At 72.7% G+C, this 17,694-nt stretch carries 17 protein-coding genes; 7 read left to right on the forward strand and 10 right to left on the reverse strand.

Annotated features, from left to right (window positions below):
- Nucleotides 1–61: 61 nt before the first annotated feature.
- Nucleotides 62–2,512 (forward strand): glycoside hydrolase family 3 protein, encoded by a 2,451-nt coding sequence (locus tag ACIPXB_RS14195; protein WP_401448795.1) that lies wholly within the window; start codon nt 62–64, stop codon nt 2,510–2,512.
- 79 nt (nt 2,513–2,591) lie between these two features.
- Here the strand turns inward: ACIPXB_RS14195 and ACIPXB_RS14200 are convergent, their stop codons facing one another.
- Nucleotides 2,592–3,527: an SGNH/GDSL hydrolase family protein gene (locus ACIPXB_RS14200; RefSeq protein ID WP_401448798.1), complete on the reverse strand. Its 936-nt coding sequence runs from the start codon at nt 3,525–3,527 to the stop codon at nt 2,592–2,594.
- Nucleotides 3,528–3,779: 252 nt separating this feature from the next.
- Here ACIPXB_RS14200 and ACIPXB_RS14205 point away from each other — a divergent pair, with 252 nt between their 5' ends.
- Nucleotides 3,780–4,274: a DUF3145 domain-containing protein gene (locus ACIPXB_RS14205; RefSeq protein WP_401448800.1), complete on the forward strand. Its 495-nt coding sequence runs from the start codon at nt 3,780–3,782 to the stop codon at nt 4,272–4,274.
- Between the two features lie 96 nt (nt 4,275–4,370).
- On the opposite strand, the gene fabF is transcribed toward ACIPXB_RS14205, so the two are convergent.
- The 5 genes from fabF to ACIPXB_RS14230 all read right to left on the reverse strand — a co-directional run bounded on the left by fabF (nt 4,371) and on the right by ACIPXB_RS14230 (nt 9,273).
- Entirely contained in the window at nt 4,371–5,636 is a 1,266-nt protein-coding gene (gene fabF / locus ACIPXB_RS14210) for a beta-ketoacyl-ACP synthase II (RefSeq protein ID WP_401448803.1), read from the reverse strand.
- Between the two features lie 78 nt (nt 5,637–5,714).
- Entirely contained in the window at nt 5,715–5,963 is a 249-nt protein-coding gene (locus ACIPXB_RS14215) for an acyl carrier protein (protein ID WP_401448806.1), read from the reverse strand.
- 76 nt (nt 5,964–6,039) lie between these two features.
- Nucleotides 6,040–7,044, reverse strand: coding sequence for a ketoacyl-ACP synthase III (locus ACIPXB_RS14220; protein ID WP_401448808.1), 1,005 nt, complete (start codon nt 7,042–7,044; stop codon nt 6,040–6,042).
- A gap of 19 nt (nt 7,045–7,063) precedes the next feature.
- Nucleotides 7,064–7,975: an ACP S-malonyltransferase gene (locus ACIPXB_RS14225; RefSeq protein ID WP_401448810.1), complete on the reverse strand. Its 912-nt coding sequence runs from the start codon at nt 7,973–7,975 to the stop codon at nt 7,064–7,066.
- A gap of 89 nt (nt 7,976–8,064) precedes the next feature.
- Complete coding sequence (locus tag ACIPXB_RS14230) at nt 8,065–9,273, reverse strand: PucR family transcriptional regulator (RefSeq protein ID WP_401448811.1); 1,209 nt, start codon at nt 9,271–9,273, stop codon at nt 8,065–8,067.
- A gap of 58 nt (nt 9,274–9,331) precedes the next feature.
- On the opposite strand from ACIPXB_RS14230, the gene ACIPXB_RS14235 reads away from it, so the two are divergent.
- On the forward strand, nt 9,332–9,988 hold the full coding sequence (locus ACIPXB_RS14235; RefSeq protein WP_401448813.1) for a pirin family protein: 657 nt from the start codon (nt 9,332–9,334) through the stop codon (nt 9,986–9,988).
- 33 nt (nt 9,989–10,021) lie between these two features.
- Here ACIPXB_RS14235 and ACIPXB_RS14240 read toward each other — a convergent pair whose 3' ends face one another.
- Nucleotides 10,022–10,840: a serine hydrolase domain-containing protein gene (locus ACIPXB_RS14240; protein ID WP_401448815.1), complete on the reverse strand. Its 819-nt coding sequence runs from the start codon at nt 10,838–10,840 to the stop codon at nt 10,022–10,024.
- Nucleotides 10,841–10,892: 52 nt separating this feature from the next.
- Here ACIPXB_RS14240 and ACIPXB_RS14245 point away from each other — a divergent pair, with 52 nt between their 5' ends.
- A complete protein-coding gene (locus ACIPXB_RS14245; RefSeq protein WP_401448819.1) occupies nt 10,893–11,276 on the forward strand; it encodes a MerR family transcriptional regulator in 384 nt (127 codons plus the stop codon).
- The gene (locus ACIPXB_RS14250) at nt 11,273–12,289 is read left to right on the forward strand and encodes an aldo/keto reductase (protein WP_401448821.1); all 1,017 of its coding nucleotides are present in this window, start codon (nt 11,273–11,275) and stop codon (nt 12,287–12,289) included. Before ACIPXB_RS14245 ends, ACIPXB_RS14250 begins: the two co-directional genes overlap by 4 nt.
- Before the next feature lie 206 nt (nt 12,290–12,495).
- Here ACIPXB_RS14250 and ACIPXB_RS14255 read toward each other — a convergent pair whose 3' ends face one another.
- From ACIPXB_RS14255 to ACIPXB_RS14265, 3 genes are all read right to left on the reverse strand, one after another.
- Nucleotides 12,496–13,359, reverse strand: a complete 864-nt coding sequence (locus ACIPXB_RS14255) for a DUF4429 domain-containing protein (protein ID WP_401448823.1) — start codon at nt 13,357–13,359, stop codon at nt 12,496–12,498.
- Nucleotides 13,352–14,488: an alpha/beta hydrolase gene (locus ACIPXB_RS14260; RefSeq protein WP_401448931.1), complete on the reverse strand. Its 1,137-nt coding sequence runs from the start codon at nt 14,486–14,488 to the stop codon at nt 13,352–13,354. The genes ACIPXB_RS14255 and ACIPXB_RS14260 overlap by 8 nt, the downstream gene beginning before the upstream one ends.
- A 178-nt stretch (nt 14,489–14,666) precedes the next feature.
- Nucleotides 14,667–15,317 carry a TetR/AcrR family transcriptional regulator gene (locus tag ACIPXB_RS14265; RefSeq protein ID WP_401448933.1) on the reverse strand — a complete coding sequence of 217 codons (651 nt, stop codon included), beginning with the start codon at nt 15,315–15,317 and terminating at the stop codon, nt 14,667–14,669.
- A 140-nt stretch (nt 15,318–15,457) separates the two neighbouring features.
- Between ACIPXB_RS14265 and ACIPXB_RS14270 the strand changes: the two genes are divergently transcribed.
- Both ACIPXB_RS14270 and ACIPXB_RS14275 read left to right on the forward strand, forming a co-directional pair.
- On the forward strand, nt 15,458–17,053 hold the full coding sequence (locus tag ACIPXB_RS14270; RefSeq protein ID WP_401448935.1) for an MFS transporter: 1,596 nt from the start codon (nt 15,458–15,460) through the stop codon (nt 17,051–17,053).
- A gap of 190 nt (nt 17,054–17,243) precedes the next feature.
- On the forward strand, nt 17,244–17,618 hold the full coding sequence (locus ACIPXB_RS14275; protein WP_401448826.1) for a peptidase inhibitor family I36 protein: 375 nt from the start codon (nt 17,244–17,246) through the stop codon (nt 17,616–17,618).
- Nucleotides 17,619–17,694 lie beyond the last annotated feature (76 nt).

Raw genomic sequence — 17,694 nt, forward strand, 5'->3', positions numbered from 1 at the left:
TCTACAGGTAGGAGGTTCACCATGGGGGCACCCCGCACCGCACTCGACGAGGAGGCAGGCCGTGACCGGCGACGCCCTCAACCCCGATCAGGTCCGTGAGCACGTGGTGGAAGCCGCGCTCGGCAAGCTCGACCTGGACACCAAGACCCGGCTGCTCGCCGGACAGGACATGTGGAGCCTTCCCGCGATCCCCGAGATCGGCCTGGAGTCCCTCGTGATGTCCGACGGCCCCATCGGCGTCCGCGGCGTCCGCTGGACCGCCGACGACCCGTCCGTCGCACTTCCCTCCCCGACCGCGCTCGCCGCCGCCTGGGACCCCGCGCTCGCCCGCCGGGCCGGCCGGCTGCTCGCCCAGGAGGCCCGCCGCAAGGGCGTCCACGTCCTGCTGGCCCCCACCGTCAACCTGCACCGCACCCCGCTGGGCGGCCGCCACTTCGAGTGCTACTCCGAGGACCCCTTCCTCACGGGGCAGGTCGGCACCGGCTACGTCCAGGGCGTCCAGGACGGCGGCGTCGGCACCACCGTCAAGCACTTCGTGGGCAACGACGCCGAGACCGAGCGCTTCACGGTCGACAACGTCATCGCCCCGCGCCCGCTGCGCGAGCTGTACCTGGCGCCCTTCGAGGCCATCGTCGCCCATGCCCACCCCTGGGGCATCATGACGGCGTACAACCGGATCAACGGCACCACGATGACCGAGCACCGCCACCTCGTGAACGAGGTCCTGCGCGGCGAGTGGGGCTTCGACGGCTACAACGTCTCCGACTGGATGGCCGCCCGCTCCACCACCGGCGACATCGAGGGCGGCCTCGACGTCGCCATGCCCGGCCCGCAGACCGTCTACGGCGACGCGCTCGCCGAGGCCGTCCGTGCCGGCGAGGTCGCCGAATCCCTCGTCGACGACGCCGTGCGCCACGTGCTGCGCCTGGCCGCCCGCGTCGGCGTCCTCGAAGGCGCCCCGGCCGCCGTCACCGAGGTCCCGGCCGCCCTCGACGGCCAGGCCCTGGCCCGCGAGATCGCCGCCCGCGGCTTCGTCCTGGTCCGCAACACCGACGGCGCCCTCCCGCTGGACGCCTCCGCCGGCCGTACGGTCGCCCTGATCGGCGCCGCCGCCCGCGACGCCCGCATCCTCGGCGGCGGCTCCGCCACCGTCTTCCCCGAGCGGGTGGTCTCCCCGTACGACGGCCTCGCCGCGGCCCTGCCCGAGGGCGCCCTGACCTACGCCGTCGGCGCCGACCCCAGCGAGGAACCCGGCACCGCCGACAAGGGCTTCGCGCTGCGCGCGGTCTGCCGCGACGCCTCCGGCGCCGTCCTCGGCGAGGGCAGCCTGCCGTCGGGCCAGGTCCAGTGGATCGGCGACGACCTTCCTCCCGGCGCCACCTACGAGACCATGGCGTCCATCGAGGTCACCGGCACCTTCACCCCGCGCGAGAGCGGCGAGCACGTCTTCGGCACCCGGGGTCTGGGCGGCTTCACCCTCACCGTCGGTGGCGCGCGGGTCTGGGAGGGCGTCCAGGAGATGGGCGACGAGGCCGACCCCTTCGAGGCCTTCTTCGGCGCCCCCAGCGAGCGCGGCCGGGTCGCCCTCAGGGCCGGCGAGCCGGTCGAGGTGTCCCTGACCTACCAGGTGCCCGACATGACCGCCATGCCGCTGAAGGCGATCATGTTCTCGCTGCTCCACCTCGGCCCGCGGCGCGACCCCGACGCGCTCATCGCCGAGGCCGTCGCGGCCGCCCGCGGCGCCGACACCGCCGTCGTGGTCGTCGCCACCACCGAGCGCGTGGAGTCCGAGGGCTTCGACCGCACGGACCTGCGCCTGCCCGGCCGCCAGGACGACCTCGTCCGGGCCGTCGCCGCCGTCAACCCGAACACCGTGGTCGTCGTCAACGCCGGCTCCCCGGTGGAGCTGCCGTGGCGCGAGGAGGTGGCCGCGGTCCTGCTCACCTGGTTCCCCGGGCAGGAGGGCGGGGCGGCGCTGGCCGACGTCCTGCTGGGCGCCGCCGAGCCCGGCGGGCGGCTGCCCACCACGTGGCCCGCCGCCTTCGCCGACGCGCCGGTCACCGAGGCCGTTCCCACCGACGGCCGACTGGAGTACGGCGAGGGCGTCTTCATCGGCTACCGGGCCTACGAGAAGCACGGCGTCACGCCCGCCTTCCCCTTCGGGCACGGCCTCGGCTACACCGACTGGGCGTACGAGTCCCTGGAGGTGACCGACGGCACCGCGCGGGTCCGCGTCCGCAACACCGGGACCCGCCCGGGCCGCGAGACCGTCCAGGTCTACCTGGCCCCCGTCGAGGACTCCGTGGAGCGCCCCGCCGCCTGGCTGGCCGGCTTCGCCTCCGTCGAGGCGGGCCCCGGCGAGAGCGTCGAGGTGGAGATTCCCCTGCCCGCCCGTGCGTTCGAGATCTGGGACGAGGAGGCGTACGGCTGGCGGCGGATCGGCGGCGCCTACGAGGTCCGCGCGAGCCGTTCGTACGCCGACACGCGGCTCACGGAGACCCTCGCCGTCTGATATGGCTGAAAATCACCCATGAGCCGGACCGGGGGCGGCTCCTGACGGCCGCCCCCGGTCCCCCTGCCCGGGGCCACCCCTACCGCTCGCTCTCCGGGCCGGCCGGCTGCGGCGGCGGGGTCGCCGACGTCACCTGGCGGTGCGCCAGCTCCGCGAGCCGCGCCTGCCCGTTCTTGCCCGGGTGGAACCAGTCCCACCGGCTCAACTGCTCGGTCGTGAAGGGGTACTGGAAGACCGCGCCCCCGTCGTAGCGGCACAGCCTGTCCTTCGCGCACACCTCGCGCAGCACCTCGTTGTACGCCACCACGCGCGCCCGGACCTGCTCGCGCCGCGCCGTGGCCCCCGCCGAGACCGACTCGGCGTCCGCCAGCATCGACTGACAGATGCCCAGCTTCCAGATCTGCCGCCCGACCGGGCTGTCCTTGCCCTGCGCCCACAGCCGCTGCAGGTCGGGCACGCTGGAGACGTACACCTGGGACTTGGGCGAGGCCGTCCGCAGCCCGGCCATCGCCTGCTCGAACCCGGCCCTGAAATCCGCCACCGGCGTCATCGACGAAGCGGTGGGCCGGCAGGCGTCGTTCGAGCCCACCATCACCGTGACCAGGTCGGGACGGTGCTGCGCCGCCGCGGTCAGCTGTCCGGGCAGGTCCGCCATCCGCGCACCCGTGACCGCGTAGTTCCAGCTGGCGGCCGGGGCCTGCGCCGCGCCGAGCAGCCGGCTCGCCAGCGACTGCACCTCGGGGTCGTTCCCGGTGGCCCAGGACGCCTCGGGACAGTCGGCCAGAACCGAACAGGCATCGAAACCACGGGTGATGGAGTCACCCACAGCGGCGATGGAGGACGGCGCGGTGTTCCAGCGCGGCACCAGGCGCGCCGCGGCCTGGGCCCCGCGCTCCCCGCCCGGCCCGGAATCCTCCGCGGAGCAGCCGCCCAACGCCCCGACCAGCACAACTGCCGCCGTGCCCGCGCCCGCGAGGGCGCGCGGCGCACGACGGCGCGGACCGGTGGTGCGCATGGCGTGGATCCCTCCCTTGTCGCCTGCCGCCCGCGGGGGGCGTCCTGCTGAGTGAAAGCTCTGTGTTTACGGGCCTGGGAGTGACCGTACGTCACACCCGGACCCCTGGCGCACGGTAGCTTTTTCCCGTGGCGTTTCGGCCGCAGGTCCCGTGGCGCAATGTCCGATCCTTTCCGGTAAATTACATCACGTCACATAGTGTCCGTTTTCAGGAGTTTCATTCCCGACCTCGTCCCCACACTGGAGGTCCCGGTGACGACACGTGGAGTTCTGTACGTGCACTCCGCACCGCGCGCGCTCTGCCCGCATGTGGAGTGGGCGGTCGCGGGCGTGCTCGGGGTGCGGGTGAACCTCGACTGGATCAGGCAGCCCGCCTCCCCGGGCACCTGGAGAGCGGAGTTCTCCTGGCAGGCCGAGGCGGGCACCGCCTCCAAGCTGGCCTCCGCCCTGCGCGGCTGGCACCTGCTGCGCTTCGAGGTCACCGCCGAGCCCTGCCCCACCGCCGAGGGGGAGCGCTACAGCTCCACCCCCGAACTCGGCATCTTCCACGCCGTCACCGGAATGCACGGCGACATCCTGGTCCCCGAGGACCGGCTGCGCGCGGCGCTGGCCCGGTCCGCGCGCGGCGAGACCGACCTGGAGGCGGAGATCGCCAAGCTGCTCGGCAAGCCCTGGGACGACGAGCTGGAACCCTTCCGCTACGCCGGCGAGGGCGCGCCCGTGCGCTGGCTCCACCAGGTCGTCTGAGCGCGGCCGTACGCACCGCCGCACCCGCACCCGCACCCGTAGACGTACGACAAGGCCCACCCGGACGCGCCGGGTGGGCCTTGTCGTACGTACGGATCAGACGCTGCGGAAGGCCAGCGTCACGTTGTGGCCGCCGAAACCGAACGAGTTGTTGATCGCGGCGATCGTGCCCTCGGCGGGCAGCGCACGCGGCTCGCCGCGCACGATGTCGGCGTCGATGTCCTCGTCCAGCTCGTCCACGTTGATGGTCGGCGGGGCCGTCCGGTGGTAGAGCGCCAGCACGGTCGCGACGGTCTCGATACCGCCCGCGCCGCCCAGCAGGTGACCGGTCATCGACTTGGTGGCGGAGATCGCCACGTGGTCGAGGTCGTCGCCCAGGACCTTGCGCAGCGCCTTCAGCTCGGCGGTGTCGCCCTGCGGGGTCGAGGTCGCGTGCGCGTTGAGGTGGACCACCTCGGCCGGCTTCAGACCCGTGTTGTCCAGCAGGTTCTGCACCGCGGCCGCGACACCGCGACCGGTCGGCTCGGGCTGCGCGATGTGGTGGGAGTCGGCCGACAGGCCCTGGCCCAGCACCTCGCAGTAGACCCGGGCGCCCCGCGCGGCGGCGTGCTCGGCGGACTCCAGGACCACGACGCCCGCGCCCTCGCCGAGCACGAAGCCGTCCCGGCCCTTGTCGTAGGGGCGCGAGGCCTTCTCGGGCTCGTCGTTGTTCTTGGACATCGCCATCATGTTGGCGAACGCGGCGATCGGCAGCGGGTGGATCGCCGCCTCGGTGCCGCCCGCGACGACCACGTCGGCGCGGCCGGTACGGATCATCTCGACGGCGTAGCCGATGGCCTCGGCGCCCGACGCACAGGCGCTGACCGGGGTGTGCACGCCCGCCTGGGCGTTCACCTCCAGGCCGACGTTGGCCGACGGGCCGTTGGGCATGAGCATGGGGACGGTGTGCGGGGAGACCCGGCGCACACCCTTTTCCTTCAGTACGTCGTACTGGTCGAGCAGCGTGGTGACACCACCGATACCGGAGGCGATCACGGTGCCCAGTCGCTCCGGGGCGATGGAGCTGTCCTCGCCCGCCGGAGCGGTGTAGCCGGCGTCGGCCCACGCCTCACGGGCCGCGATCAGCGCGAACTGCGCCGAGCGGTCCAGACGGCGGGCCAGCGGCCGGGGCAGGACCTCGGCCGGGTCGACCGCCGCGGGGGCGGCGATGCGGACCGGCAGCTCGGCGAAGCGCTCGCCTTCCAGGGGCTTCACTCCGGAACGACCGGCGAGCAGACCTTCCCAGGTCGAAGCGCTGTCGCCACCCAGCGGAGTGGTTGCGCCGATACCGGTGACGACCACGGTGCGATTGGTCGGGCTCACAGGAATTCTTTCTCCACAAATAGAGGGTGCGAAATTGTCACGGCGCCACCGCCGGGTGGCGACAAACGCTCGTCAGACTCAGGCCTGGTGCTTCAGGATGTAGTTGGCGGCGTCGCCAACGGTCTTGAGGTTCTTGACGTCCTCGTCCGGGATCTTGACGTCGAAGCGCTCTTCGGCTGCGACGACGACCTCGACCATGGACAGGGAGTCGACGTCCAGGTCGTCGGTGAAGGACTTGTCGAGCTCGACGTCCTCGGTCGGGATGCCGGCGATCTCGTTGACGATCTCCGCGAGACCTTCGACGATCTCTTCCAGGGTGGCGGCCATGTGGCGCTCCTTCGATAGCTATCTGGTGGATCAGGGTGGTTCAGGGTGGTTCAGGGAGGGATGTGGATCCCGGGCCCTAGGGGAGGGTAACGACCGTCGCGGCGTAGACGAGTCCCGCCCCGAAGCCGATGACGAGCGCGGTGTCGCCGCTCTTCGCCGCTCCGGTCGCCAGGAGCCGCTCCATGGCGAGCGGGATCGAGGCGGCCGAGGTGTTGCCGGTGGTCTCCACGTCCCGGGCGACCGTGACGTGCTCCGGCAGCTTCAGAGTCTTCACCATCGAGTCGATGATCCGCATGTTGGCCTGGTGCGGAATGAAGACGTCCAGGTCCTCCGCGGTGATCCCGGCCGCGTCGAGCGCCTGCTGGGCCACCTTGGCCATCTCGAAGACGGCCCAGCGGAACACCGCCTGGCCCTCCTGCGTGATGGCCGGGAACTTCTCGCCGCCGTCCTTGCCGAGGTACTGGTCCCACGGCACGGTCTGCTTGATGGTCTCCGACTTGTCGCCCTCCGAACCCCACACCGTGGGGCCGATGGCCGGCTCGTCCGAGGGCCCGACGACCACGGCGCCGGCGCCGTCACCGAACAGGAAGGCCGTCGCGCGGTCCTCCAGGTCGGTCAGGTCCGAGAGCCGCTCCACGCCGATGACCAGCACGTACTGCGCGGAACCTTCGACGACCAGGCCCTTGGCCAGCGTCAGGCCGTAGCCGAAGCCGGCGCAGCCCGCGGAGATGTCGAACGCGGCGGGCTTGCCCGCGCCGATCCGGTCGGCGATCTCGGTCGCGACGGCCGGGGTCTGCTTGAAGTGCGAGACCGTCGAGACGATCACGGCACCGATCTGCTCGGGGGAGATCCCGGCGTCCGCCAGGGCCTTGCCCGAGGCCTCCACCGACATCGCGGCCACCGTCTCCTCCGGGGAGGCCCAGTGGCGGGTGGCGATGCCGGAGCGGGACCGGATCCACTCGTCGGACGAGTCGATCGTCTCGAGGATGACCTCGTTGGGTACGACACGCGTCGGGCGGTAGCCGCCGACGCCGAGGATGCGCGCGTACGGGGAGCCCTTGGCAGGCTTGATCTTCGACATGCTGTGTGGGCTCCTTCTCTCAGGCCGCGTGCTCGGCGATGAGCGCCGCGGCCTTCTCGAGATCGTCCGGGGTCTTCAGGGCCACCGACGGCACGCCCTTGAGGGCACGCTTGGCCAGGCCCGTCAGCGTGCCGCCGGGGCACAGCTCGACGATCCCCGTGACGCCCAGCTCACCGAAGGTCTCCATGCACAGGTCCCAGCGGACCGGGTTGGCGACCTGGCCGACCAGACGGGCGACGACATCGGCGCCCGAGGTGACGACCTGGCCGTCCTTGTTGGAGACGTACGCCAGCGCGGGGTCGGCCACGGCGAGGGCGCTCGCGGCCTCCTCCAGCGTGGCGACCGCCGGGGCCATGTGGTGGGTGTGGAAGGCGCCCGCGACCTTGAGGGAAACGACCTTCATGGAACCTTCGGGCTTCTCGGCCTCCAGGGCAGCCAGCTGCTCCATGGTGCCGGCGGCCACGATCTGGCCCGCCCCGTTGATGTTGGCCGGGGTCAGCCCCAGCTTCTCCAGGTGCGCGACGACCACGTCCTGGTCACCGCCGAGGACCGCGGACATGCCGGTCTCGGTGACGGCGGCCGCCTCGGCCATGGCGAGCCCCCGGCGGCGGACGAGCGAGAGCGCGTCCATCTCGGAGAGCACACCGGCGTACGCGGCGGCGGTGATCTCACCGACGCTGTGGCCGGCGACCGCACCGAAGCCGGTCTGCAGGGCGGAGGCCGACAGCAGGCCGGCGGCCACCAGCAGCGGCTGGGCGACGGCCGTGTCGCGGATCTCGTCCGCGTCGGCCTTCGTGCCGTAGTGGGCAAGGTCGAGCTCGATGGCGTCCGACCACGCGGCGACGCGGTCGGCGGCGCCGGGGAGGTCGAGCCAGGGGGTCAGGAAGCCGGGCGTCTGAGCGCCTTGGCCGGGAGCGACGAGTACGAGCACCCTCACACTCTCTCTTGTGTTCGGTCCACGCCGCCCGTGGGGACAGGGACGAAGAACCGTCGGGGTAATTGTTGATGTCCGACAAAAGTCTAGGACTGCTGGTCGCCGTCGGCCAGACGCCCGAGAATGAGCGCGATCCGCAAGGTGAATGCCGAACGGACATCAGACGGTGACCAGCCGGTGACGTCGGTCACACGTCGGAGCCGGTAGCGCACCGTGTTCGGGTGCACGAACAGCATCCGAGCTGCGCCTTCGAGACTGCTCGCCTGTTCGAGGTACACGCTCAGCGTCTCCAGCAGGGCGGAGCCCGCCTCCTCCAGCGGTCTGTAGATCTCCTCCACCAGCTGTTCGCGTGCCGAAGGGTCGGAGGCGATGGCGCGCTCCGGCAGGAGATCATCCGCCAGTACCGGCCGCGGTGCGTCCTGCCACGCCGAGCAGGCCTTCAGACCGGCCGCCGCGGCCTGCGCGGACCGGGTCGCCGCCATCAGGTCCGGCACCACCGGACCGGCCACCACCGGACCCGAGGCGAACGGCCCGATCAGGGACTTCGCGACCTGGAGCGGATTGTCGCTGCCACCCGCGATCACGACGAGGCGGTCGCCGAGCACCCCGGTCAGGACCTGGAGCTTGTGGTGCCGGGCGGCCCGCCGGATCGCCTCGACCGTCAGCTCGCTGTCCCCGTCCGGGGCGGTGCCCAGCACCACGCACACGTGGTCGGGCGAGTTCCAGCCCAGCGCCGCCGCCCGGGACAGCGCGCCCTCGTCGGCCTCCCCGGACAGCACCGCGTTGACGACCAGCGACTCCAGGCGGGCGTCCCACGCGCCGCGTGCCTCGGCGGCCTGCGCGTACACCTGCGCGGTGGCGAAGGCGATCTCCCGGGCGTAGACGAGCAGGGCCTCGCGCAGGATCGACTCGTCGCCGGGCGCGGCCACCTCCTCGATGGCCGCCTCCATGACCTCGATGGTCGTACGGACCATCTCGACGGTCTGGCGCAGCGTGATCGCCCGCGTCAGCTCGCGCGGGGCGGTGCCGAAGACGTCGGTCGAGATCGCCTGCGGGGTCTCGGGGTGCCGGAACCACTCGGTGAACGCGGCGATACCGGCCTGGGCGACCAGACCGATCCAGGACCGGTTCTCCGGGGGCATCGCCCGGTACCACGGCAGCGTCTCGTCCATGCGGGCGATCGCGTTCGCGGCGAGCCGTCCGGAGGATTTCTCCAGGCGGCGCAGCGTCGCGGTATGCGGATGGGCGGGTTGCGCGTGATGCGCCGGGGAAAGCTCACGTTCGGGTTCGGGCACGGGACAAGACTGCCTTATCCGGACGCCCGGGCCGAGTCCCGGGTCTACCGTGACCCCCATGATTGATGTACGCCGAGGCGCCGACCGCTATCCGGGCGGGGACGCGACGGCCGGGATCACGACCCGCCACGCGTTCTCCTTCGGGAACTTCTACGACCCCGACAACGTGCGCTTCGGGCCCGTTCTGGCCTGCAACGAGGAGGTCCTGGAGCCGGGGGCCGGTTTCGAGGAGCACGCGCACAGCCACACCGAGATCGTCACCTGGGTGGTGGAGGGCGAACTCACGCACAAGGACACCACCGGGCACGCGAGCGTGGTGCGCGCCGGGGAGCTCCAGCACTTCAGCAGCGGGGCCGGGGCGCGGCACGTGGAGCGCAACGACGCCACCGTGCGGCTGAGCTTCCTGCAGATGTGGCTGGCGCCGCTGCTGCCGGGCGGCGAGCCCGCGTACACGGCGGTGCCGGGCGTCGCCGACGGCACGCCGTACCCGGTCCCGGCGGCGGGCGCGGTGCTGCACGTGCGCCGCCCGGGTGCGGGCGAGCGGGTCGCCGTACCGGACGCGCCGATGGTCTACCTGCACGTGGTGCGGGGGGACCTGCGCCTGGACGGCGTGGAGCTCGGGCCCGGGGACGCGGCGCGGATCACCGGCGAGAGCGGCCTGGAGATCGTGGCGGGATCCCCGGGCGAGCTGCTGCTGTGGGAACTGGAGGTATAGACCTGCGGTGGTCGCCTAGCGGGCCGCGAGTTCCTAGCGGGCCGCGAGTTCGGCGAGGACCGCGTCGGTGAACGGGGGCCAGGCCTCGACGGCCCACGGGCCGAAGGCGCGGTCGGTCAGGGCCACGCAGGCGGCGCGGGCGTCCGGGTCCACCCACAGGAAGGTGCCGGACTGGCCGAAGTGGCCGAAGGTGCGGGGCGAGGATCCGGCGCCGGTCCAGTGCGGGGACTTGCCGTCGCGGATCTCGAAGCCCAGGCCCCAGTCGTTGGGGGACTGGTGCCCGTACCCCGGCAGGACGCCCTTCAGGCCCGGGTGGACCACGGACGTGGCGGCGGCGACGGTACGGACGTCCAGCAGCCGGGGGGCCTGCAGCTCGGCGGCGAAGCGCACCAGGTCGGCGACGGTGGAGACGCCGTCCTTGGCGGGCGAGCCCTCCAGGGTGGTCGCGGTCATCCCCAGCGGCTCGCAGACCGCCTGGTACAGGTACTCGGCGAACGGGATGCCGGTGGCCTTGGTGATGTGGTCGCCCAGCACCTCGAACCCGGCGTTGGAGTACAGCCGGCGCTGCCCGGCCGGAGCCATCTGGCGGTGCTCGTCGAAGGCCAGGCCGCTGGTGTGCGCGAGCAGGTGACGGACCGTGGAACCCTCGGGGCCGGCCGGCTCGTCGAGCTCGATCGCCCCCTCCTCGTACGCGACGAGGGCGGCGTACGCGGCGAGCGGCTTGGTGACCGAGGCGAGCGGGAAGCGGTGGTCGACCGGACCGTGCGTTCCGGCGACGGTGCCGTCCGCCCGGACGACGGCGGCCGCCGCGTTCGGCACCGGCCAGTTCTCGATGATCCGCAGGCTCTCCATGCCGCTGAGCCTACTTGCTTGGAGTGCACTCCAGGGTTTTAGCGTGTGGGTCATGAGCCTGACGCGGACGACGCGGTACACGATCAGCGAGGTCGAGGCCCGGACCGGTCTGACCCAGCACACGTTGCGCTGGTACGAGCGGATCGGCCTGATGCCCCACGTGGACCGCTCGCACTCCGGGCAGCGGCGGTTCACCGACAAGGACCTCGACTGGCTGGCCTTCGTGGGCAAGCTCCGCGCCACCGGGATGTCGGTGGCGGACATGGTCCGGTACGCGGAGCTGGTCCGCGCCGGTGAGCACACCTTCGACCAGCGGCGGGAGCTGCTGGAACAGACGCGGCACGAGGTGGCAGCGCGGATCGCGGAGCTGACGGACGCGCTGGCCGTACTGGACTACAAGATCGGCATCTACGGCGGAAAGGCAACGCAGAAATGACCCCTTCGGAAACCCATTCAGGAACCACTTCGGGGACCGGACCGGAGCTGGGCCTCCAGGGTCTGGGCTGCATGGGCATCAGCGAGTTCTACGGCGCCACCGACGAGGCGGCGGCGCGGGACACGCTGGAGGCGGCGCTGGAGGCGGGCGTCAGGCTGTTCGACACGGCGGACGTCTACGGGCGCGGGCGCAACGAGGAGTTCCTGGCGCCGTTCCTGGCGGCGCACCGGGACGAGGTCACGCTGGCGACGAAGTTCGGCATCGAGCGCAACGACGACCCGCACTACCGCGGGACCCGCAATGACCGGGCGTACGTCCGGCAGGCGGTGGAGGGCAGCCTGAAGCGGCTGGGCGTGGACGTGATCGACCTCTACTACATGCACCGGCGGGATCCGGGGGTGCCGCTGGCCGAGTCGGTCGGCGCGATGGCGGAGCTGGTGGCGGAGGGCAAGGTCCGTCACCTGGGGCTGAGCGAGGTCACCGGCGCGGAGCTGCGCGAGGCGTGCGCGGTGCACCCGATCGCGGCGCTGCAGTCGGAGTGGTCGCTGTTCAGCCGGGACGTGGAGCGCAGCGCGGTGGGCGCGGCGGCGGAGCTGGGGGTGGCCTTCGTGCCGTACTCGCCGCTCGGGCGGGGCTTCCTGACGGGGGCGTTCGCGGACGCCGGCGCTGAGCTGCCGGCCGACGACTACCGCCGCTTCCAGCCGCGGTTCACCGGGGACAACGCGAGGGCCAACGCGGAGCTGCTGGCCCCGCTCCGCGAGGTCGCGGCGGCGCACGGGGCGACGGCGGCGCAGATCGCGCTGGCGTGGGTGCACGGGCGGGCGTCGGTGCACGGGCTGACGGTGGTGCCGATTCCGGGGACGCGACGGCGGTCACGGCTGGCGGAGAACGTGGCGGCGGCCGCGATCCGGCTGACCCCGGCCGAACTGGCCCTGCTGGAACCGCTGGCCTCCCTCGTCGCGGGCGACCGCTACCCCGACATGACCTTCACGTCGGTCGCGCGCGAACGCTGACCTGCGGAACCCTGCGCCTCAAACGCCGGCGGGGCTGGGATGGGGTGCCCTGCGGCGCTGGATGGTCACCCGGGGGGCTGTCCCCGTACGTGCGCTTCGCGCCCGTGCGCTCAAACGCCGCGCAGGCTTCTCATGCCCCACCGGGCACCTGATTCGGCCCCGCCGGCGTGTGAGGCGCGGGGGCGGAGCCTTCGGGGCGGGCGGCGTCAGGCGTCGGCCGTGAAGCGGTCGCGGAGGGTGGTGTACTCGGCGTCCGTCAGCAGCCCCGCGCCGTGCAGCTCCGCCAGGTGCCGCAGGCGGTCCGAGGTGTCCTCGCGCCCCGGCCCCGGTCCCGCCGCCACGGGGGTGCGGCGGCGGATCGCCGCCAGGACCGCCGCCGCGAACGGCAGCGACTCGTGCACCGCCCCGTTGCCCATCCCGAACACCACCGCCGCCGGATCCTGGTCCGCCGGCACCGGCACCGCGCCCCGGTCCGCTCCGCCCCGCTCCGCACCGCCCCCGTCCCGCAGCACCAGCCGCAGGTGGCCCCCCGGCCCCTCCGGCGAGTGCCACTCCACGTCCGAGATGTCCGCCAGCGGATAAGTGCGGTCGCCCGACTTCCACTTGGTGCTCGACGCCCCGGTCCGCGACCAGCGGAAGGTCACCGCCCCCGCCTCGAAGGTGGCGCGCGCGTCGTACGCCTTCAGCTGCAGCGGCGGCTGCGGCACCTCGACCAGGAAGCGCTCCGCGGGCTCGTCCGTCAGCCGGGCCTCCAGCGCCTCGGCCAGCGACTGCGCCCGCGCCGCCCGCTCGCCCGGCAGCACCAGGCGGTACGGATCGCACACATCCCTCAGCTGCCCCGCGGCCACCTCGGCCAGCGGGTCCGCGCCCGGCCTCGGCTCGGCGCGCAGTACCACCGTGTCCCGCTTCCCCGCGGTCACGCTCAGCCCGGCCAACGCCTCGTACGGGATGCGGCGCTGCCCCAGTGCGGACCACAGCCGCGGCGTACGTATGCCCCGTTCGAAGCGGATGAGCACCGAGTCCGAGTCGAACTCCCAGACGGCATGATTTCCGGCCAGTACGTCACCCATGCGGGCCATCGTAAGGGAGCCGGCACGCGTCGTCCCCGCCCGCGCACACCACCGAACCGTACGAACCGGTTCCGATTTTGGCGAAGTTGTCCACCGACTGGGTCCCTGGCTCGAAATAGCCGGTGTGGTTCTTCGCCCCGGCGGCCGACAGCCGGCGTGCCCCGAAGGCCTGCGCGACGGGGTCCGCCCCGTGGCCGACGCCGCCGACCTCCAGGTGCGGGACGTCCTCGATCCAGTCGTCCTCGGCCCGCGTCGCCCACACCCGCGCCGCCGTGCCCAGGCCGGTCACGTTCGGCGCGCGCATGCCGGGGCTGCCGGCCACCACGATGTCGGTCACCCGGTCCGGCAGCCGGCGTGCGGCCACGCCGCACACCACGGAGCCGTAGCTGTGGCAGAACAGGGCCACCGTGGCATCGCCCGGCAGCGCCGCCGCCAGCGACTCCAGGCGGACGGACCCGTCCACCGCCATGCGGCCGGTGGCCGCGTCCATGCCCACCCCGGCCGGGGTGGTGTAGTCGGCCCACGCGATCACGGCGGTCGGTGTCCTCGGGTCCTGCGCGCGCTCGGCGGCGTACAGCGACTCGGCCATCCCCACCGGCGCGCTGTAGTGGCGCTGGGTCCGCTCGAAGGTCAGCAGGTCGGTGTCGACGCCGGGGACGATGACCGAGACCCGCTGCGCGCGGTCGAGGTCGCCGAAGACCTCGGCGGCGCGGCCGTTGCCGGTCGGGTCGAAGGCGAGGATCTGCCGGCCGGGTTCGGCGAGCGAGGCCAGGCGGTGCGAGAGCCGGCCGGCCTCGGTGCGGTCGGCGGGCGCCAGCCGTACGTCCTCGGAGCGCAGCGCGGCCACGCGCTCGGCCTGCGCCAGGGCCCGCCGGTTGGCCCGGTAGCGCAGCTGCGCGGGGGCCCCGTCGAGGTTGCCGACCACCAGCGGGTGGGTGTCGGCCAGGTACGCCTGCTCCGTCTCGCCGAGGCCGGCGAAGAAGCGCGCGACGGTCCGTACGGGGGAGTCGGCGGGCGGCAGCGCCCGGCCGCCCGGGCGGTCGGCGGCCCACGCGGCGAGCGCGGGGACGCGCGGGGAGACCTCTTCGTCGGGCCGGTGCACCGCGGTCCAGCCGGTGGTGGCGAGCATGACGAACACCACGACGAGCGCGAGGTAGGCGCGCAGCGTGGTGGGCGAGGGGGGAGCGGTGGGGAGGGCGGGGCCGGGCACGTTCACTGGGAAACAGCGTAAGAGAGCTCCGGCGGCCGTGGTGCGCCGGGTGACCGGGGTCACCGCCGACCGGGTCACCCCCGGAGCGGACGCCCTGTCAGCGCCAGTCGGCGGCCAGAGCCGGGCTGATCTGGTCGAGGTAACTCTCCGTCATGCGGCGGATCGCCTCGACGCTGGTGTCGTCGCCCTGTCCCCACAGCCGTCCGGTGACACGCATCACACCCGAGAAGGCGGCGACGGCGACCCTCGGGCGCGGGTCGGTGTCGACGTCGAGGCCCTCGCGCTCGGCGATCAGCGCCGCGATCCGCTCCTCCAGCTCGGTGGAGCGGCGCAGGTGCACGGCGAGCAGGGCCGGGGTGGACTCGATCAGCTGGTAGGTGCGCATGTAGAGGTCGACGGGGACGACCTCGCTGATGGCCTCGCCGAGGGTGTCCCAGGAATCCCGGACGGCGTTGCGCATGGCCAGCAGGGGTCCCTCGGCGGCCGGGCGGGCCCGCAGCGCGGCCACGAAGTGGCTCTCGACGAGGTCCTGGACGGCGAAGGCGACCTCTTCCTTGTTCGCGAAGTAGCGGAAGAAGGTGCGCTGGGAGACGTCGACGGCCTCGGTGATCTCGTCGACGGTCGTCCGCTCGTACCCCTGCTCGGCGAAGAGGAGCAGCGCGGCGCGCAGCAGCGCGTCGCGGGTGCGCCGCTTCTTGCGTTCGCGCAGGCCCGCCGGGGCCGCCTGCGCGGGCTGCTGGTCGGTGATCAACCGCGGGTCCTCTCGGGTGCGTATCTGACGCTGAGTGAGCGGTCAGGGTACCTGTGACCGACGTGACAGTGACTGCCCCGTTGAGCCGTTTGTGAACTGTCAGTCGCTGTCACTAGCCTGGCGGCATGACGAGTCAGATCACCCTCGACGACCGGGTGCCCGCCAAGGGGCCCGCCCCCGGACCGGCATCCTCCGGACTGCGCGGTCACCCCTGGTTGACGCTCTTCGCCGTGGCGATCGGCGTCATGATGGTCACCCTCGACGGCACCATCGTGGCCGTCGCCAACCCCGCGATCACCGCGGACCTCGGCGCCACGCTCGCCGAGGTGCAGTGGATCACCAACGGCTACCTGCTGGCCCTCGCCGTCTCCCTGATCACCGCCGGCAAGCTCGGCGACCGGTTCGGCCACCGCCAGACCTTCCTCATAGGCATCGCAGGCTTCGCGGTCTCCTCGGCCGCGATCGGCTTCTCCACCAGCGTCGAGCTCGTGATCGGCTTCCGCGTGGCGCAGGGCCTGTTCGGCGCGCTGCTGATGCCCGCCGCGCTCGGCCTGCTGCGCGCCACCTTCCCCGCCGAGAAGCTCAACATGGCCATCGGCATCTGGGGCATGGTCATCGGCGCCTCCACCGCCGCCGGCCCGATCGTCGGCGGCCTGCTCGTCGAGCACGTCAACTGGCAGTCCGTCTTCTTCATCAACATCCCCGTCGGTGTGATCGCGCTCGTCTTCGGCCTGGTGATCCTGCTCGACCACCGCGCGGAGAACGCCCCGCGCTCCTTCGACCTGCTGGGCATCGTGCTGCTGTCGGCGGCGATGTTCTCCCTGATCTGGGCGCTCATCAAGGCCGCCGAGTGGGGCTGGGGCGACACCAAGACGCTGCTCTTCCTGGGCGCGTCCGTGCTCTGCTTCGCGCTCTTCGCCTTCTGGGAGACGCGCGTGGCCGAACCGCTCATCCCGCTCGGCATGTTCCGCTCGCTGCCGCTGTCCGCCGGCACCGTGCTGATGGTGCTGATGGCCTTCGCCTTCATGGGCGGACTGTTCTTCGTCACCTTCTACCTGCAGAACGTCCACGGCATGAGCCCGGTCGACAGCGGCCTGCACCTGCTGCCGCTCACCGGAATGATGATCGTCGGCTCGCCGCTCGCCGGCGCCGCCATCACCAAGATCGGCCCGCGGGTCCCCCTGGTGCTGGGCATGGTCGCCACCGCCGTCGCCTGCTTCGGAATGGCCCGGCTCACCCCGGACACCGGCACCCTGACCATGTCGCTGTGGTTCGCCCTGCTGGGCCTGGGGCTCGCGCCCGTCATGGTCGGCGCCACCGAGGTCATCGTCGGCAACGCCCCGCTGGAGCTCTCCGGCGTCGCCGGCGGCCTCCAGCAGGCCGCCATGCAGGTCGGCGGCAGCCTGGGCACCGCGGTGCTGGGCGCCGTCATGGCCGGCACGGTCACCGACACGTTCGGGGACAAGTGGGCGGCCGCGCAGCTGCCGCCGCTCGCCCCCGAGCAGCTGGCGTCGGCCGAGTCCGCCGTCACGGTCGGCGTGGCTCCGGTCGACCCGGCCATGCCGCCGGAGATGGCCGCGGCCGTCACCCAGGTGGCGCACCAGACCTTCGTCGACGGCATGAGCACGGCCTTCACCGTCGCCGGCGTCGTCGCGGTGCTCGCCGCGGTCGTCGCGGGCTTCACCAAGCGCGGTGCGAACGCGGAGGCGGGCGCGGGCGCGGCCCACATCTGACGGCTCGCGGCCCCCGGCCGCGGCACGCCTCCGGAGGCGTCAATTCCGTACGTACGACAGCCCCGTCGGCCCCTGCCGGCGGGGCTGTCCCCTATCCGGGTGATCCCGTCCCGGCGATCTTCCACCCGCTTGTCGCCGCAGGTCAGCGTGGTCTCGTCCACCGATTCGAACCACTCGGGAGCTGATCGACATGCGTACCACCCACGCCTTCCTCGCCGCCGCCGCGCTGACCCTGACCGCGCTGCTGCCCGCCGCCCCCGGGGCGCACGCCGCCCCGCAGCCGCTCGGGCCGTGCGCGACCGGGCAGCTGTGCCTGTGGGCGAAACCCGATTTCCGCGGCACCCGGCAGGTCCATGAGCTGAGCACGGTGGCCGTGGACTCCTGCGTTCCGCTGCCCGAGGGCACCAGCGCGCAGTCCCTCGCCAACCGCACCGGGCGGCCGGTGACCACCTTCCAGTCGGCGGTGTGCGAGGAGACCGGGGAGTTCCAGACCTACCCGGGCGACGGCGTCTGGCTGCCCCAGTCGCCCTACCAGGTCCGCGCCTTCAAGGTCCGGGAGAGTTAGGGGATGCCCGGCGGGGCCCGGCCGAACCGCCGGGCCCGCTCGCCACGCTGGAACATCGCGGAACGGCGCGAAAACG

The organism is Streptomyces sp. NPDC090022, assembly GCF_044748145.1.
Classification (GTDB): domain Bacteria; phylum Actinomycetota; class Actinomycetes; order Streptomycetales; family Streptomycetaceae; genus Streptomyces.

Coding starts and splice junctions, on each gene's coding strand:
- ACIPXB_RS14200 (WP_401448798.1), bottom strand. CDS start 3,527: ATGCGCACCACCGGTCCGCGCCGTCGTGCGCCGCGCGCCCTCGCGGGC.
- ACIPXB_RS14215 (WP_401448806.1), bottom strand. CDS start 5,963: ATGGCCGCCACCCTGGAAGAGATCGTCGAAGGTCTCGCGGAGATCGTC.
- ACIPXB_RS14220 (WP_401448808.1), bottom strand. CDS start 7,044: ATGTCGAAGATCAAGCCTGCCAAGGGCTCCCCGTACGCGCGCATCCTC.
- ACIPXB_RS14235 (WP_401448813.1), top strand. CDS start 9,332: ATGATTGATGTACGCCGAGGCGCCGACCGCTATCCGGGCGGGGACGCG.
- ACIPXB_RS14240 (WP_401448815.1), bottom strand. CDS start 10,840: ATGGAGAGCCTGCGGATCATCGAGAACTGGCCGGTGCCGAACGCGGCG.
- ACIPXB_RS14245 (WP_401448819.1), top strand. CDS start 10,893: ATGAGCCTGACGCGGACGACGCGGTACACGATCAGCGAGGTCGAGGCC.
- ACIPXB_RS14250 (WP_401448821.1), top strand. CDS start 11,273: ATGACCCCTTCGGAAACCCATTCAGGAACCACTTCGGGGACCGGACCG.
- ACIPXB_RS14255 (WP_401448823.1), bottom strand. CDS start 13,359: ATGGGTGACGTACTGGCCGGAAATCATGCCGTCTGGGAGTTCGACTCG.
- ACIPXB_RS14260 (WP_401448931.1), bottom strand. CDS start 14,488: ATGCTCGCCACCACCGGCTGGACCGCGGTGCACCGGCCCGACGAAGAG.
- ACIPXB_RS14275 (WP_401448826.1), top strand. CDS start 17,244: ATGCGTACCACCCACGCCTTCCTCGCCGCCGCCGCGCTGACCCTGACC.